This window comes from Streptomyces sp. NPDC028419 (genome assembly GCF_055565515.1).
In genome coordinates this window covers 46050-61105 of sequence record NZ_JBVHUE010000013.1, presented here as the reverse complement: position 1 = coordinate 61105, position 15056 = coordinate 46050, and the positions used below count along the sequence as shown (strand labels likewise).

Sequence of the window (15056 nt, the reverse complement as noted above, 5' to 3'; positions counted from 1 at the left end):
CCGGCGCCCTGGTCCTCCCCCCCCCCCCCCCCCCCCTCCCCTTCCCCCCCCCCCCCCCCCCCCCCCCCCCCCCCCCCCGCGTCGTTGTGCCTGGGAGAACGGCGACACAGCAGGGGGTGCACAGCCATGAAGCGAGTGGTGCTGGAGCGTTTTCCGGCCGGAAGTCCGTGGGGAAGCTGGCCGGCCGAGGAGTACGCCGCCCAGCGCAAGCACGAGGGGATCGCGGCCGAGGTCGTCATGGACCTCGCCAGCGACGCGTTCCTCGTCGTGGTCAGGCAGCGGGAGGCGCGTTCCGGTCACTGAGCGGCCCGCCCGCGGATCCGGGGGCTCCGCGCCCCTTGGACTCGCGGGCCCGCTGTCCCACACTGACCCGATGACGCAGCGTGTGGAACTCGCGACGGTGATGGACCGGCTGGCGATCGATGCCGTGGTGACCGGGTACGCGGTGGCGGTGGACGACGGCGACTGGGCGGCTTACCGGGCCCTGTTCACCGCGGCGGGGCGGGCGGACTACAGCTCGGCGGGCGGGATCGAGGGTCCGGTCCACGAGGTCGCGGCGTGGCTGGAGGAGACGATGCGGCTCTTCCCCGTGCGCCAGCACCTGATCGTCAACCGGCGGATCGACCTGGAGACCCTGGACGGCTCGGCCGGTGACCGCGCCGAAGTGAAGGCGGACTTCCTGAATCCGATGCGGCTGGCCGGGGAAGGATCCGATCCCGGCAGCACGGCGCCGAACTTCGTGGCCGCCGGGCGCTACACCTTCGTGCTCGCCCGCACCCGCGACGGGTGGCGCCTGACCGGCGTCACGGTCCACGAGAAGTGGCGCCACCTGTCCGCCTGATACGGCTGCCCGCCTGTCCCCCCGGGACCGGCGGCCGCACACTGGAAACGGAGGCGCGCCATGCTGACCGACCGGCCCCGGTGGTGGCACGCGGTGGCCGCCGTACCGGCCGGGGCACTGCCCGCCCTGTCCTTCCCCGCGCCCGCGCTCTGGTGGTTCGCGTACGTGGCCCTGGTGCCCTGGATGCTGTTGCTGCGTGCGGCGCCGACCGGGCGGCGGGCCGCCCTGGTGGGGTGGCTCGGGGGCGCCGGCTTCATCCTGGCGGTCCACCACTGGCTGCTGCCCAGCCTGCACCTGTTCCTCTTCCCGCTGGCCGCGCTGCTCGGCGTGCTGTGGATCCCCTGGGGGCTGCTGGTACGGCGGTTGCTCGGCGGGGTCGTGGCCGCGGGGCGGGCGAGCGCCGCGCTGGTCCTCGTACCGGCGGGCTGGTTGCTGTCGGAGCTGCTGCGGTCATGGCAGGGGCTCGGCGGGCCGTGGGGGCTGCTCGGGGCGAGCCAGTGGCAGGTGGCGCCGGCGCTGCGGCTGGCCTCCGTGGGCGGGGTGTGGCTGCTCAGCCTGCTGATCGTCGCGGTGAACTGCGCGCTGGTGCTGCTGGTCGCGGCGCCCGCCGCGCGGATCCCGGCGGTGGCCGGGGTGAGCGGATGCGCGCTGCTCACCGGCGCGGTGTGGCTGTGGCTGCCCGGGCCGACCCCCGCCGGTCAGCTGCGGGTGGCCGTCGTGCAGATCGGCCCGCAGGGGGCCACCGCGGGCGTCGAGCAGCGGTTCGCCACCGGCGAGCGGCTGACCCGGCAACTGGTCGGGCGGCGCCTCGACCTGGTGGTGTGGGGCGAGAGCAGCGTCGGCGCCGACCTGGGCGCGCGGCCCGACCTGGCCCGGCGGCTCGCGGACCTGTCGGCGCGGGTCGGGGCGCCCCTGCTGGTCAACGTGGACGCGCGGCGCCCCGCCGACGGGAGCGGCAGCGCGCCCGGCATCTACAAGAGCGCGGTGCTGGTGGGTCCGCGGGGGCCGACCGGTGAGCGCTACGACAAGATGCGGCTGGTCCCCTTCGGCGAGTACGTACCGGCGCGGGCGCTGCTCGGCTGGGTGACCTCGGCGGGCAAGGCGGCCACGGAGGACCGGCGTCCGGGCAGCGCCCCGGTGGTGATGGAGCTGCCCAGCGCGGCGGCGGGGGTCCGGATCGGGCCGCTGGTCTGCTTCGAGTCGGCGTTCCCCGACATGAGCCGCCACCTCACCCGCGAGGGCGCGGCCCTGCTGGTCGACCAGTCCTCGACCGTCACCTTCCAGGGCAGCTGGGCCCCGGCCCAGCACGCCTCGCTGGGGGCGCTGCGCGCCGCCGAGAACGGCCGGCCGACCGTGCACGCCACCCTCACCGGCATCAGCGAGGTGCACGGCCCGTCGGGCGAGCGCGTCGGCCCGCCGCTGCCGGGCTCCGCCTCCGCGGCGCGGGTGTACGAGGTGCCGCTGGCCCGGGGCACCACCCTCTACGTGCGCTTCGGGGACTGGCCGGTGGCCGCGGCCCTGGGCGCGCTGGCGGTGTACTGCGCGGGCGAGGGCGTGCGCGCGCTGCGCGGCGGCTCGCTCAGGAGGCCTGCTCCAGAGCCGAGCGCACCACGCGCTCGCACAGCTCGTGGGTGAGCAGGGCGTCCCGGGCGCTGAGCGTCCGGCCCGCCGCGACGGCTTCCAGGAAGGCGTCCACGACCTGTTCGATGCCGCGCTGGCGGGCGACCGGCACCCAGTCCCCGCGCCGCCGCGTGGTGGGCTGGCCCTTGTGGTCGATGATCTCCGCCAGATTGACCACCTGCCGCTTGGTGTCCTGCCCGGAGACCTCCAGGACCTCCTCGGTGGAGCCGGAGAGGCGGTTCATGATGCCGAGCGCGGTGAAGCCGGCGCCGGAGAGCTGGAGCACCACCTGGTGCATGAGGCCCTCGCGGACCACGGCCCGTACGTCGACGTGGTCGGCCTCGCCCGGCAGCAGGAAGCGCAGGGTGTCCACGACGTGGATGAAGTCGTCGAGGACCAGGGTGCGGGGGTCCTCGGGCAGGCCGACCCGGTTCTTCTGCATCAGGATCAGCTCGCGCGGGTGGTCGGCGCACTGCACGTAGGCGGGCGCGTGCCGGCGGTTGAAGCCGACCGCCAGGGAGAGGCCGCGTTCCTCGGCGAGCTCGACCAGGTGCCGGGAGGCGGCCAACTCGTAGGCGAGCGGCTTGTCCACGTACGTCGCGACCCCGGCTTCCAGGAGCCGCGCGACGATCTCGGGGTGGACGGCGGTCGGGGCGTGCACGAAGGCGGCGTCGAGGCCCTGCGCGAGCAGGTCGTCGAGGTCGGTGTGGCGGCGCTCCGCCGGGACGTGGTGCAGGGCCCCGATCCGGTCCAAGGTGGCCGGCGTCCGGGTCTGCAGGTGGAGTTCGACCTCCGGGCGCGCGGTGAGGACGGGCAGGTACGCCTTCTGGGCGATGTCACCGAGTCCGATGCATGCGACCTTCACGGGGTTCCTCCTCGTTCGCTGCCGTACCGTACCGCCCGCAGCTTAATACCTGGTGGGAGGGGCTTCCGTCGGCCAGTATCGGATCATGAGCACTTCTACGACCGACCGCACCGAACCGTCCACCACCGCCAACGAGCGGGACATGCTGGACGGATGGCTCGACTTCCACCGGGCCACCCTGGCCTGGAAGTGCGCGGGCCTGACCGACGAGCAGTTGCGGCGGACCCCGCTGGAGCCGTCCGGACTGAGCCTGCTGGGGCTCGTACGCCACATGTCGGAGGTGGAGCGGTACTGGTTCCGGGAGATCACCCTGGGCGAGGAACTGGAGGACCTCTACTGCACGGAGGAGGACCCGGACGCCGAGTTCCACCTCACCGAGGAGGACACCTGGGGCGAGGCCGAGCAGATCTGGCGCGAGGAGATCGAGCGCGCGCGGCAGGCGGCGGCGGGCCGCTCGCTCGACGAGGTGTCGATCGGGCGCAGCAGCCGCAGCGGCGAACAGTTCAACCTGCGCTGGGTCTACACCCACATGATCGAGGAGTACGCCCGCCACAACGGCCACGCGGACCTGCTGCGGGAGCACATCGACGGGGCGACGGGCGAGTGACGCGGCGGGGCGACCGAGTGGCAACCGGCCAGTAGCCGTCACCCGTGCGGGGTGAATATCGCCCGCGGGTTTTCGCAACCGGGTGTTCACACAGCAGAGTTGCGCGGGTGCATCCAACCCGAACCACGACAAAACTGCTCCTCGGAGTCGCCTGTGCGGTCTCGGCCGTTTCCGGCTGCGTGAGTGTCAGTCCCCACGCGCCGCAGCCCGCCGGGGCCGCGTCCGCCGAGCCGCCCCCGCACCAGCAGCACGATCCGCACGGCGGCCCGGGGGCCGCGCCGGTGGTCGTCACGGCCCCCGCTCTGGAGGCGCTGAAGGCCGTCCCGGCCGGGCGCGGGCAGCCGCAGACCGCCTCGGGCGGCGGCGCGGCGCAGCGCGGCGCCCCGGGCGGTGCGGCCCGGCCGGCGCAGGGGCCCGCGGACGCGGCGCCCCCGGTGCCGGACATTCCGGAGCCCGCCCGCCCGCCGTCGGGGCCCGCCGTGCGCCACCACGGGCGCGGGCACGGGCACGGCGGCGCGGAGCAGGGGCCGCAGGCGGAGTTGGAGCGGCAGCTGATGCCCGCCCTTCCGGTGCGGCCGGCCGACGTGTGCGCGCTGGGCCGCAGGCACGGCGGCTGGCAGCCGGACAGTCCGGAGGCCAGGATCTGCGGGGGCGTCCACGGCGGTTGATCCGCCGCGGGAGCGTCCCGTGCGGGCGCCGCGGGAGCTACTGCTGGCCGGGGAAGGGGGTGGGGCGGGGATCCGCGTCCGGTCCCGTCCCGAGGCGCAGTTCGAGCCGCGAGATGGCCGCCCGTACGCCGTCCCCGTACCCGTCGTCGGCGAGCGCGCCGGTGGCCGCCCTGGCCCGGGCCAGGTGGATCCGGGCCGCCTCGGGGCGGCTCAGCTTGACGTAGTCGGCGGCCAGGTTCAGGTGCAGGGACGGGTAGAAGACCCGCACGGCGGAGTGCGGCTGCGGCAGGGGCAGGGTGATGGGTTCCTGCCGCAGCCCGTCGGCGGCGTTCAGCGCCCGCAGGTCCCAGGCGAGTTCGTCGGCCGGGTCGTCCTGGGCGTCGGCCATGTAGTGCGCGAGGGTGCAGCGGTGGAGGGCGGGGCCCTCCTCGCCGATCTCGTTCCAGATGTCACCGAGACGGTTGCGCGCCTCTTCCCGGTCTCCGGCGTGCAGCAGGATGATCGCCTGGCCGATCCTGGTCATGACGGCGTCTTCCGACGCCTCCCGCTGCTGCTCGGTCAATGCGGCCTCCGGCTTCCTGGTCGGACCCGCTGCGGTCCGATCATCCAGAAGCTAGCCGGAGCGGGCCGCAATGGCGCCGAGGCGCGGTCGGGCGTCAGCCCAGGTTCGGGATCCGCCAGTCGATCGGCTCATGGCCCTGGGCGGCGACGGCCTCGTCGATCTGCGTGAAGGGGCGGGAGCCGAAGAACTTCTTCGCCGACAGCGGCGAGGGGTGGGCGCCCTTGACGACCACGTGGCGCTCCTCGTCGATCAGCGGGAGCTTCTTCTGCGCGTAGGCCCCCCACAGGACGAAGACGGCCGGGTCGGGCCGGGCGGCGACCGCGCGGATCACCGCGTCGGTGAACTTCTCCCAGCCCTTGCCCTTGTGCGAGTTGGGCTCCGCCTCGCGGACGGTCAGCACCGCGTTGAGCAGCAGGACGCCCTGCTCGGCCCACGGCATCAGGTAGCCGTTGTCCGGGACGGGCAGGCCCAGCTCCTCCTTCATCTCCTTGTAGATGTTGCGCAGGGAGGGCGGGGTCCGCACGCCGGGCTGTACCGAGAAGCACAGGCCGTGGCCCTGGCCGGCGCCGTGATAGGGGTCCTGGCCGAGCACCAGCACCTTCACCTGGTCGAACGGCGTGGCCTCCAGTGCCGCGAAGACCTGCTCGCGCGGCGGGTAGACCGGTCCGTCGGCCCGCTCCTTCTCCACGAACTCCAGGAGTTCGCTGAAGTAGGGCTTGTCCAGTTCCTCACCGAGGACGGGCAGCCAGGACTCGGGCAGCAGCTGGGTCACGTCGACAACCTCCGGTACGCGTTCGTGCAACTGCTCCAGAACCTACCGGCACCCACTGACAACGGACCCGGCCGCCCCGTTCCCCGCTACCAGCTGGTCTTGCGGGACAGCTCCCACATCTGCATGGCGGTCTGCGGGTCCAGCGCCCGCTCCCCGCCGGCGATGTCGTCGCGCGCGGCGACGTACAGCTTGCCCTGCCACAGCGGCAGCAGCCGGACGTCCTCGGAGAAGATCTGCTGTGCCCGCTCGAACTCGCGCGTGACCGCCGAGCGGTCGCTCTCGCGCCGGGACTTGGGCAGCAGGTCGGTGAGGATCTCGGGGTTCTCGTAGGGCGTGCCGACCGCGTTCTCCTTGCCGACGAACGGCGCGATGAAGTTGTCGGGGTCCGGGAAGTCGGGGAACCAGCCGCGGCCGAAGATCGGGTACTCGCCGCCCTTGTAGCCCTCCTGGAACTCCTTCCAGGGCTTGCCGCGCAGGGTGATGTTGAAGAGTCCGCTCGCGTCCAGCTGGCGCTTGAGCTCGGCGAACTCCGGCGCGGTGGAGGAGCCGTAGCGGTCGGTGGTGTACCAGAAGGTGAGCGGCACCGGCGTCGCGATGTCCGCCTTCTGGAGGAGCTTCTTGGCCTTGTCGACGTCCGGCTGGCCGAAGCGGTCGTAGAAGGGCGTCTTGTGGCCCACGACGCCCTTGGGGACCATCGAGTACAGCGGCTCCGCGGTGCCCTGGTAGACCTTGGCGACGAGCGCTCCGCGGTCGACGACCTGGGCGATGGCCTCGCGGACGGGGAGCTTGGCGACCGCCGGGTCCTTCGGGTTGAAGACCAGGTAGCGGATCTCGGCGCCGACGTTGTCGACGACCTGGATGCCCGCGGCGTGCGAGGCGGGGCTCTGCAGGTCCTTGATCTCGTCCGCGGAGAGGCCGCGGTAGGTCGCGTCGATCTCCTTGTCCTTGAGCGCCGCGACCATCTTCTTGGAGTCCGGGAAGTAGCGGATGGTCACGCCGTTGTTCTTGCTCTGCGCGAAGCCCTGGTAGTTGCCGTAGCTCGTCAGGACCGCCTCGGAGCCCTCCTTGTAGGAGTCCAGGACGTAGGGCCCGGAGCCGGTGACCTTGCCGTCCTTGCGGACCTTGTCGGCCGGGTACTCGTTGGGGGCCACGAGCGAGGCGGCGGGCGAGCCGAGCACGAAGGGGAAGGTCGCGTCGGGGGTCTTCAGCTGGAAGACGACCGTGAGCGGGTCCGGGGTCTCGATCCGGTCGAGGCTGCCGAAGAGGTCTTTGGGGCCGACCTTGGAGCCGATCTTGCGGATCCGGTCGAGGGAGTGCTTGACGGCCTTGGAGTCGAGCGCCTCGCCGTCGGAGAACTTCAGGCCCTTGCGCAGGGTGCAGCGGTAGGCCTCGTTGGCGGAGTCGGTGAACTCGCAGCTCTGCGCGGCGTCGGGCTGCGGTTTGGTACTTCCCGTGGGAAATGCCAGGAGTGTCTGATAAACGTTCCGGTAAAGCTCCCACGAGCCGTCCCAGGCCGCCGCGGGATCAAGGGTGCTCGGCGCGCTCGTCGTACCCACGACGATTCTTTTTGTCTGATCTGCGCTCGAATCCGAAATCAGCCCGCAGCCGGCGAGCAGGGATATGGACGCAAGGGCCGCAGTGATCTGCAGGCATCTGGTCCGGTTGAACACGTGCACGCTCCTCGATCGGCCAGGGGTGCGGCAGACCCTACCGCAGTGCCCCACGGATCCAATATGGAGGTTCCGTGGGGCACTTGACCGGTTCCGTGCATATTCGATACGCATTTAACACCCGGTCGGGAGCGTATCCGTCCGGTTATCGGTCAGCCGACTCCGGCATTCAGAAAAATTCCTCCGTCGACGACCAGGGTCTGCCCGGTAATCCATTCCGCTTGCGCCGAGGTGAGGAATGCGGCGGCGCCCCCGATGTCCGAGGGGACGCCGAGCCGACCGAGCGGATAGGCAGCCGCCGCCTCCTGCTCGCGCCCCTCGTAGAGGGCCTGCGCGAACTTCGTCTTGACCACCGCCGGCGCGATGGCGTTCACCCGGACCCCGGGGGCCATCTCGTGGGCGAGCTGGAGGGTCAAGTTGATCATCGCGGCCTTGCTCATCCCGTACGCCCCGATGAAGGGCGAGGCCGAGACGCCGGCGATGGAGGCGATGTTCACGATCGCGCCGCCGTGGTCCTTCTGCCAGGCGTGCCAGGTCCGCTGGGCGAAGCCGAGCGCCGAGATCACGTTCGTCTCGAAGACCTTGCGGGCGACCCCGAGGTCCAGGTCCGCGATCGGCCCGAAGACCGGGTTGGTGCCCGCGTTGTTCACGAGGAAGTCGACCCGACCGAAGGCCTCCATCGTGCGCTCGACGGCGACCGCCTGGTGCTCCTCGTCGTGCGCCTTGCCCGCGACCCCGATCACCCGGTCGGCGCCGAGCCGCTCGACGGCCTCCTTGAGGGTGTCCTCGTTGCGGCCGGTGATGCAGACCCGGTCGCCGCGGGCGACCAGGGCCTCCGCGACGCCGTAGCCGATGCCCCGGCTGGCTCCGGTGATCAGCGCGACCTTGCCGCTGTCGATGCCGTTGTACGTCATGACGTGCGCCCTGCCTCTCGTCAGTTGAGGGGGCCGCCGGCCACGTACATGACCTGGCCCGAGACGAAGCCCGCGGCCTCGCCGGTGAAGAAGGCGATGGCGTTGGCGATGTCCTCCGGACGGCCGACGCGCTGCACCGGGATCTGCGTGGCGGCGGCGGCCTGGAACTCCTCGAAGCCCATGCCGATGCGGGCGGCCGTCTGCGCGGTCATCTCGGTGACGATGAAGCCGGGGGCCACGGCGTTGGCCGTGACGCCGAACTTGCCGAGCTCGAAGGCCAGCGTCTTGGTGAAGCCCTGGAGGCCCGCCTTGGCCGCCGCGTAGTTGGCCTGGCCGCGGTTGCCCAGGGCCGAGCTGCTGGAGAGGTTGACGATGCGGCCGAACTTGGCCTCCACCATGTACTTCTGACAGGCGCGGGCCATCAGGAACGCACCGCGCAGGTGCACGTTCATGACGGTGTCCCAGTCGGTGTCGCTCATCTTGAAGAGCAGGTTGTCGCGGAGCACGCCCGCGTTGTTGACCAGGACGGTCGGCGCGCCGAGCGTGCTCGCGACCCGCTCCACCGCCGCCTCCACCTGGGCGCTGTCCGACACGTCGCAACCGATCGCGACGGCCTTGCCGCCCGCGGCCGTGATCGCCTCCACGGTGTCCTTGCAGGAGTCCTCGTCGAGGTCGAGGACGGCGACGGCCCGGCCCTCCGCGGCCAGGCGCACGGCGGTGGCCGCGCCGATGCCCCGGGCCGCCCCGGTGACGATGGCGACGCGCTGCTCGGTGGTGGACATGCTGGTTCTCCTCGCGCTGGGGATGCCCTGTCGGCGGCGCCCCCCTGGGTGAGCAACCGCTTAGTAGCTTCGGCTGAAGAGACGCTAGGAGCCCCGGCACCCGGTGTCAACGCCACCGGGCGACGGGGCTCCTGGTGCCGTGACCGGAAACCCACCGGGCGCGGTCAGTACACCAGCAGCTCCAGCAGCCGGGCCAGCTCCGCCTCCGGGTCGGCCGTCAGCCCGGTGTGCACCGGCCCGGGCTGTACGACGGTGCTGCGCGGGGCGATCAGCCAGCGGAAGCGCCGCCCGGCGTCGTCGCCCGCGGCCTGGCCGGCGGCGTCCCCGCCCGCGCACACGCCCGCGACCCCGCGCAGGGCGGCCCGCACCCCGGCCACGTCGGCCTTCGGGTCCAGGGCGAGGAGCTTCGCCTCGTCCAGGTGGACGCGCGCGGCGACGTACGCGTGCGCCCGGCAGTAGAGGATGACCCCGGCGTTGAAGCACTCCCCGCGCTCCATCCGGGGCACGACGCGCACCAGCGCGTATTCGAACACGTACCGCTCGGTCACCGGCTGTCGCTCTTCTTGTCGTGGGGCAGGGGGGCGAGGCGTTCGGCGAGCCAGCCGGGAGGGCCGCTGCGGGGCTTCACCTCGGCCTCCATGGTGATCCGCTCGTGGATCGTCGCGGCGCGCGGCAGCAGGGCGTCCACGTAGGCGCGGCGCACGGCGTCGGTGGACTCGAAGCCCGGCTCGTCGACGAGCCACTCGTCCGGGACGTCGGCCGCGACCTCGGTGAGCAGCTCCCGCGTGACGAGGGGGGCCAGCTCGGCGGCGGCGGCCGCGATGTCCGGGCCGACCGGGGCCAGGACGTGGTCGGAGGCGTTGTACGGCTTGGCCGCCGCGGCGGCCGCGGTCGGCCAGTTGTGGTGCCAGATCATCGTGGCGCCGTGGTCGATGAGCCACAGGTCCCCGTGCCAGACCAGCATGTTCGGGTTGCGCCAGGACCGGTCGACGTTGTTGATCAGGGCGTCGAACCAGACGACGCGGCCCGCCTCGGCCGGATCCACCTGGTAGGCCAGCGGGTCGAAACCGATCGACCCGGGCAGGTAGTCCATCCCGAGGTTGAGTCCACCGCTGGCCTTGAGCAGCTCCTGGACCTCCTGGTCGGGCTCGCCGAGCCCGATGACGGGGTCGAGCTGCATCTGCACCAGCGGCGGGACGCGCAGCCCCAGCCGCTGGGCCAGGCGCCCGCAGATGACCTCGGCGACCAGGGTCTTGCGGCCCTGGCCGGCTCCGGAGAATTTCATGACGTATGTGCCGAGATCGTCGGCCTCGACGATCCCCGGCAGCGAGCCGCCCTCACGCAAGGGCGTGACGTAGCGGGTCGCGATCACTTCTGTGAGCATTTCCCCAGGCTAACGGGCTGACGCACGTCCCCACCCAGGACCTTTCCCGAACGGCCGCTCAGCCCGGACGGCCCACGCGGCCGAGCGACCCCGTCCGCGAAAGCATGGCGCTGCGCTCCAGGGAGCAGGAGCCGCTCAGGGCGAGTACGGCATGGCCGACAGCGAGCCGAAGCTCATCGCAAAGACGGTGAGCAGGGCCATGTCGTAGGGCCGGGTGCGGTCGGGGCCGCCGATGCGGACCCGGGGCGGGTCGGTTCGCACCGGCCGCGGAGCCATCGACGGGACGAGGTACTCCCGGCCGGCCCGGTCGAGGTCGCGCTCGGTGCCGAAGGGTTCCTCGGCGGCCGAGGACGGCTACTGCGAGTATCTTCCGCACATCGCGCTCCTGCCCCCGACCCCGTCCGCCATTCGGCTGCCACGGGTCCTACCGGGCGCGCAGGGCGCGAGGCCGTGGCCGGGGGCGGCACACAGCCGGGCTCCCCGCCGGTCGGCGGGGAGCCCGGGGCGTGGTCCGGGGTCGGATCAGCCCTTGCGGCGCTTGCCCTGGAGGGCGTCCTTGGCGTCGGACATGGTCTTCTTCGTCTCGCCCACGGCTTGGTCGATCTTGCCTTCGGCGGTCAGCCGTTCATTGCCGGTGACCTTGCCGGCGGCCTCCTTGGCCTTGCCCTTCGCCTTGTCCCCGGTTCCCTTGTCGGCCATGGTGGCCTCCTTCGCGGTTGGTGTGGATCGTGCGCCGCCCGAGCCTGCGGGCGGCCGCATCCGTACCTCTCATCGCGCCCCTGCCCCGTGCTTCCCGCCCCATTCGTCCGGGCGGCGGTCCGTCACGATCCGTCGGAGGGGTTCCTGCCCTGCGGCTTCGAGCCGAAGTTCCCGTACCCCTTCATCTCGTGCGCGGTACGACGGCCGCCGTCGGCCGGAAAGCCGGTGCCGTCGGGCTCGCGCGCCTCCTCGGTGTGCCGGCCGCGCCCGGGCCGGCGCGGCTGGTCCCCGGCGCGGGGCGGCGCCGGCTCGCGCCCACGGCGCCGGATGCCCAGCCACACGGCGCCGACGAGCAGCGCCGCGACGACCACGCCGATGACGAGCACGACCGCGGAGGACGCGCCCACGGCGAGCTCGACGGATGCGAGCGGTGCGAGGGATGGATTCGACATGTCGGGTCCTTCTCTGTCGCGGCGGAGCGGCCCCGGAACCGGGGACCGCACCCCGCGGCTACCCGGCCAACCGGACCACTAACGCGGCGGGTCACGCGGCCGGGCGGCGCACGCCGCGCCTCAACCGTCGTCCTTGCCCTTCCGGCGCAGGAGCAGGAAGGGCAGCAGCAGCCAGCAGATGACGAACCAGCCGGTGACGAATCCCGTGAGCGGCCAGGCGATCCAGTGCGTGGTGGCGACGCGGAGCAGCAGGAGCACGGCCGAGGTGACGGTCAGCGCGAGCAGCACGATGCCCAAGGAGACCAAATGGCCGGCCGCGTTCACGAGTTGCGGCTTGAGGTGATGGCCGGCCAGCATCCGGTGGTAGGCGACGGGAGCGATCAGGGTTCCGGTCGCCAGGGCGCCCAGCGTCAGGGTGACGACGTACAGCGTCCGGTCGAAGGTGGCGAGCTGGTGGAAGCCCGACGTGAAGGCGACGCTCAGCAGGAAGCCGAAGAGGATCTGCGCCCCGGTCTGCGCGACCCGGACCTCTTGGAGCGTCTCGTTCCAGCGGCGGTCGGCCCGCTCCGCTGCCGTCTCCCTACGCTCGGCCGCCATGGCGGCGTCCTCCTTCGCGCCCGGACCACGGCCCACCCGTCGGTCCCCTCCCGCGTCTGCCCGCTGCGGCTCCCGCTACACCGGCCCGGTCGGATCGGGGCGCGGGGGGACGTAGATCTCCAGGACGCAGATGTCGTCGCGGTGCCCCTCCCGCAAGCCCGCGAGGGCGGTGGCCAGGGCGCCGCTGCGCCCCTCCCGCACGAGCCGCAGGGCCGTCTCGGCGAGCTGGGCGAGGCCCACCCCGATGTCCTCGCCCGGCTCCTCCACCAGGCCGTCCGTGTAGAAGAGCAGGTGGTCGCCGGGCAGCAGGTCCGCCACCTCCTGCCCGTACGAGGAGCCGAACGCGGCGCCGAGGAGGGTGCCCCGCGGCTGCGGCAGGAAGGTGGCCGCACCGTCGCGGATCAGCAGCGGCGGGAGGTGGCCCGCCCGCACCCAGGTCAACCGGTGGTCCCAGGGCTGGTAGCGCCCCATGACCATGGTGGCGGTGGCGCTGTGGGTGTCCGTGGCGGTGTGGAGCAGCAGGGCGTTGAGTCGGGCGAGCACGTCGGGCAGAGGCGATCCGGTGATGGTCATGCCCTTGGCCGTGAAGCGCAGTTGGGCCATCGTGCCCACGGCCGCCAGACCGTGGCCGGCGACGTCTCCGACGACGAACAGCGCGCTCTTGTCGGGGAGTTCGATCGCGGAGTACCAGTCGCCACCGACGTTCAGACCGCTGTCGGCGGGCAGGTAGGCCACGTCGACACGCAGACCGGCCAGCTCCAGCGACTGCTCGGGGATCGGCAGCAAGGTGTCCTGGAGCCGGGCCCCCAGCGCGCGTTCGGCCTTGAGGGTGCCGCGCTGGACGAGGTTGGCGCGTTCGCTCTCGCGCAGGGCCATTTCGGCGGCCCGTAGCGCGGTCAGGTCCTGGAAGAAGCCGTGCACCTCCAACGGGGTGCCGTCCGCGTCCCGTTGGGCCTCCGCGACGATCCGCAGGTACCGCACGCCGTCCGGCGCGGCGATCCGGAAGTACTGGTCGATGGCCGTGCCGTCGCCCAGCAGCCGCTGCACGGCCGCGCCCAGCGCGGGCAGGTCCTCCGAGAGCAGGTGCTCGGGCAGCTCCTCCAACCGCATGGGCCCCAGGGCGGGATCGCGGCCGAAGACGGCGTAGACCTGGTCGGACCAGGTGACGGTGTCGGTCAGCAGGTTCCAGCTCGCCCAGCCGAGGTTGCCCAAGCGCTGGAGGTCGTCCAGCCGGCGCGCCTCGCGATCGGTGGTGTCGTGCCGGATCCAGGTCACCACCAGGCGCTCGCCCAGTCTGGTGGCGCGCACCGAGTAAGTGGACCGCTCGGGGACTCCGGCGCTCACCTCCTCGTACAGGAAGGGCTCGCCCTCGTAGACCGTGCCCAGGGTCAGCGCGTCCAGGTACCCCTCCCACAGGGCGGTGCCCGCGACGGTCGGGTACGTCTCCAGCACCCGCCGGCCGACCAGCTCCTTGCCGTGGCGCCCCGCGACGTCCACCGACTGCGGCGAGGCGGCGTCGATCCGGTAGTCCTCCACCTCCCCCGTCCGCCCGCGCAGCGGGCTGAGCAGGACGACCGGTCCGGACATGGCGTCGAAGACCGTCTGGATCGCTTCGACGTCCGCGTGGAGCGGCGGGCTCCCCTGGACCGCCTCGCCCTCGTACAGGAGTCCGCCGCACAGTCGGACGGCCCGCCTGAGCAGGGTCCGGCTACCGGCGGTGAAGGGACCCCGCCGGGTGCGGAAGAAGCCGACGACCGCCGTCACCGCTCCGTACCCGGGTACGGGCAGCCAGGCGCGCGAGGGCCACCGCTCGGGCGGTTCCCCGATCAGCAGGTACCGGGCCGCGTCGAGCTCCGGATCTTCGAGCCACACGGCCTCCCGGGCCTCGATGGCCTCCATCGCGGCGATGCCGCTGAGCGGCGGGACGTGGCTCCACTGCTCGGCCAAGGCGTCGTCGACCCCCGCGTGCCCGATCAGCTTCAGGCTGCCGGCGGTGGTCAGGGTGTAGATCATCACCGCGCCGACGTCCTCGGCGTCCGCCAGCGCCTCGTACAGCCGCCGGGCGGTCTCGATCGGGGTGCGGGCCTCGGCCAGGGACCGGGCCAGGGCCGCGAGGACCGGGCGGTGCCCGGCCGGACGGCCGCCGTCGGGGACGACGTAGCGGCCGGCGTCGAAGGGCGAGCGGTCCGGCTCCCGCGGGATGCCCGGCGCGGGCCCGGCGCCCGGGACCGCCCGCACCGGCGGCGCCGCCGGGCCCGCGCCGGTCGCACGGCCCAGGGTGAGCCAGCACTCCTCCAGGAGGCTGCGGCGGTGCTCCCCGGCGCGCTCCAGCAGCAGCCGGTTCGCGGTATCGGCGGTGACGCCTTCCCGGGCCATCAGCACGCCCTTGGCCCGCTCCACGACGGCCGTCATGGAGGCCAACCCCTCCAGGTCCACCACCTCGGCGCGCAGCCTGGAGACGACCTTGGCCAGCGCCAACACCTCTGGTGCCGCGCTCGCTCCGCCGCCGGGAACCCCGGATTCACCCGCCATGTGTCGAGCATGGCACGCCACGGGGCCCGTGGACGCGGTTCTCGCCGGTCAACCCCCACGAGCGGACCGGCGGCGGCCACTTCCGAAAGGG

17 protein-coding genes and 1 pseudogene are annotated in these 15056 nt (G+C 72.7%); 5 read left to right on the top strand and 13 right to left on the bottom strand.

Features of this window, described 5'->3' with window-relative positions:
• Positions 1-126: 126 nt before the first annotated feature.
• The 3 genes from ACZ4UB_RS17210 (at position 127) to lnt (ending at position 2476) form a co-directional block, all read left to right on the top strand.
• Complete coding sequence (locus ACZ4UB_RS17210; RefSeq protein WP_354381988.1) at positions 127-303, top strand: hypothetical protein; 177 nt, start codon at positions 127-129, stop codon at positions 301-303.
• A 70-nt stretch (positions 304-373) separates the two neighbouring features.
• Positions 374-841 carry a nuclear transport factor 2 family protein gene (locus ACZ4UB_RS17205; RefSeq protein WP_468070951.1) on the top strand — a complete coding sequence of 156 codons (468 nt, stop codon included), beginning with the start codon at positions 374-376 and terminating at the stop codon, positions 839-841.
• A gap of 60 nt (positions 842-901) precedes the next feature.
• Positions 902-2476, top strand: coding sequence for an apolipoprotein N-acyltransferase (gene lnt, locus ACZ4UB_RS17200; RefSeq protein ID WP_468070949.1), 1575 nt, complete (start codon positions 902-904; stop codon positions 2474-2476).
• Here lnt and ACZ4UB_RS17195 read toward each other — a convergent pair.
• Positions 2421-3326, bottom strand: coding sequence for a Gfo/Idh/MocA family protein (locus tag ACZ4UB_RS17195; RefSeq protein ID WP_468070947.1), 906 nt, complete (start codon positions 3324-3326; stop codon positions 2421-2423). The genes lnt and ACZ4UB_RS17195 overlap by 56 nt on opposite strands.
• A gap of 85 nt (positions 3327-3411) precedes the next feature.
• On the opposite strand from ACZ4UB_RS17195, the gene ACZ4UB_RS17190 reads away from it, so the two are divergent.
• Both ACZ4UB_RS17190 and ACZ4UB_RS17185 read left to right on the top strand, forming a co-directional pair.
• On the top strand, positions 3412-3933 hold the full coding sequence (locus ACZ4UB_RS17190; protein ID WP_468070945.1) for a DinB family protein: 522 nt from the start codon (positions 3412-3414) through the stop codon (positions 3931-3933).
• Between the two features lie 179 nt (positions 3934-4112).
• The gene (locus ACZ4UB_RS17185) at positions 4113-4601 is read left to right on the top strand and encodes a hypothetical protein (RefSeq protein WP_468070943.1); all 489 of its coding nucleotides are present in this window, start codon (positions 4113-4115) and stop codon (positions 4599-4601) included.
• Positions 4602-4638: 37 nt separating this feature from the next.
• Here the strand turns inward: ACZ4UB_RS17185 and ACZ4UB_RS17180 are convergent, their stop codons facing one another.
• From ACZ4UB_RS17180 to ACZ4UB_RS17125, 12 genes and pseudogenes are all read right to left on the bottom strand, one after another.
• Positions 4639-5124: a hypothetical protein gene (locus tag ACZ4UB_RS17180; RefSeq protein WP_467957460.1), complete on the bottom strand. Its 486-nt coding sequence runs from the start codon at positions 5122-5124 to the stop codon at positions 4639-4641.
• A gap of 133 nt (positions 5125-5257) precedes the next feature.
• Positions 5258-5935, bottom strand: coding sequence for a uracil-DNA glycosylase (locus ACZ4UB_RS17175; RefSeq protein WP_385778367.1), 678 nt, complete (start codon positions 5933-5935; stop codon positions 5258-5260).
• 86 nt (positions 5936-6021) lie between these two features.
• A complete protein-coding gene (locus ACZ4UB_RS17170) occupies positions 6022-7605 on the bottom strand; it encodes an ABC transporter substrate-binding protein (RefSeq protein ID WP_468070941.1) in 1584 nt (527 codons plus the stop codon).
• Positions 7606-7757: 152 nt separating this feature from the next.
• The gene (locus ACZ4UB_RS17165; RefSeq protein WP_354381997.1) at positions 7758-8519 is read right to left on the bottom strand and encodes an SDR family oxidoreductase; all 762 of its coding nucleotides are present in this window, start codon (positions 8517-8519) and stop codon (positions 7758-7760) included.
• Between the two features lie 20 nt (positions 8520-8539).
• Positions 8540-9301 carry a 3-oxoacyl-ACP reductase FabG gene (fabG, locus tag ACZ4UB_RS17160; RefSeq protein WP_399258988.1) on the bottom strand — a complete coding sequence of 254 codons (762 nt, stop codon included), beginning with the start codon at positions 9299-9301 and terminating at the stop codon, positions 8540-8542.
• A 164-nt stretch (positions 9302-9465) separates the two neighbouring features.
• Positions 9466-9849, bottom strand: a complete 384-nt coding sequence (locus tag ACZ4UB_RS17155) for a DUF3037 domain-containing protein (RefSeq protein ID WP_468070939.1) — start codon at positions 9847-9849, stop codon at positions 9466-9468.
• Positions 9846-10685 (bottom strand): HipA family kinase, encoded by an 840-nt coding sequence (locus ACZ4UB_RS17150; RefSeq protein ID WP_468070937.1) that lies wholly within the window; start codon positions 10683-10685, stop codon positions 9846-9848. The genes ACZ4UB_RS17155 and ACZ4UB_RS17150 overlap by 4 nt, the downstream gene beginning before the upstream one ends.
• Positions 10686-10803: 118 nt before the next feature.
• Positions 10804-11027: pseudogene (locus ACZ4UB_RS17145) on the bottom strand (FMN-binding glutamate synthase family protein); the annotation flags it as partial.
• 180 nt (positions 11028-11207) lie between these two features.
• Complete coding sequence (locus ACZ4UB_RS17140) at positions 11208-11384, bottom strand: CsbD family protein (RefSeq protein ID WP_354382002.1); 177 nt, start codon at positions 11382-11384, stop codon at positions 11208-11210.
• A gap of 122 nt (positions 11385-11506) precedes the next feature.
• Entirely contained in the window at positions 11507-11836 is a 330-nt protein-coding gene (locus tag ACZ4UB_RS17135) for a DUF6479 family protein (protein ID WP_468070934.1), read from the bottom strand.
• 120 nt (positions 11837-11956) lie between these two features.
• Positions 11957-12433, bottom strand: coding sequence for a DUF6328 family protein (locus ACZ4UB_RS17130; RefSeq protein WP_468070932.1), 477 nt, complete (start codon positions 12431-12433; stop codon positions 11957-11959).
• 75 nt (positions 12434-12508) lie between these two features.
• Positions 12509-14965 (bottom strand): SpoIIE family protein phosphatase, encoded by a 2457-nt coding sequence (locus ACZ4UB_RS17125; RefSeq protein WP_468070930.1) that lies wholly within the window; start codon positions 14963-14965, stop codon positions 12509-12511.
• Between the last annotated feature and the right edge of the window lie 91 nt (positions 14966-15056).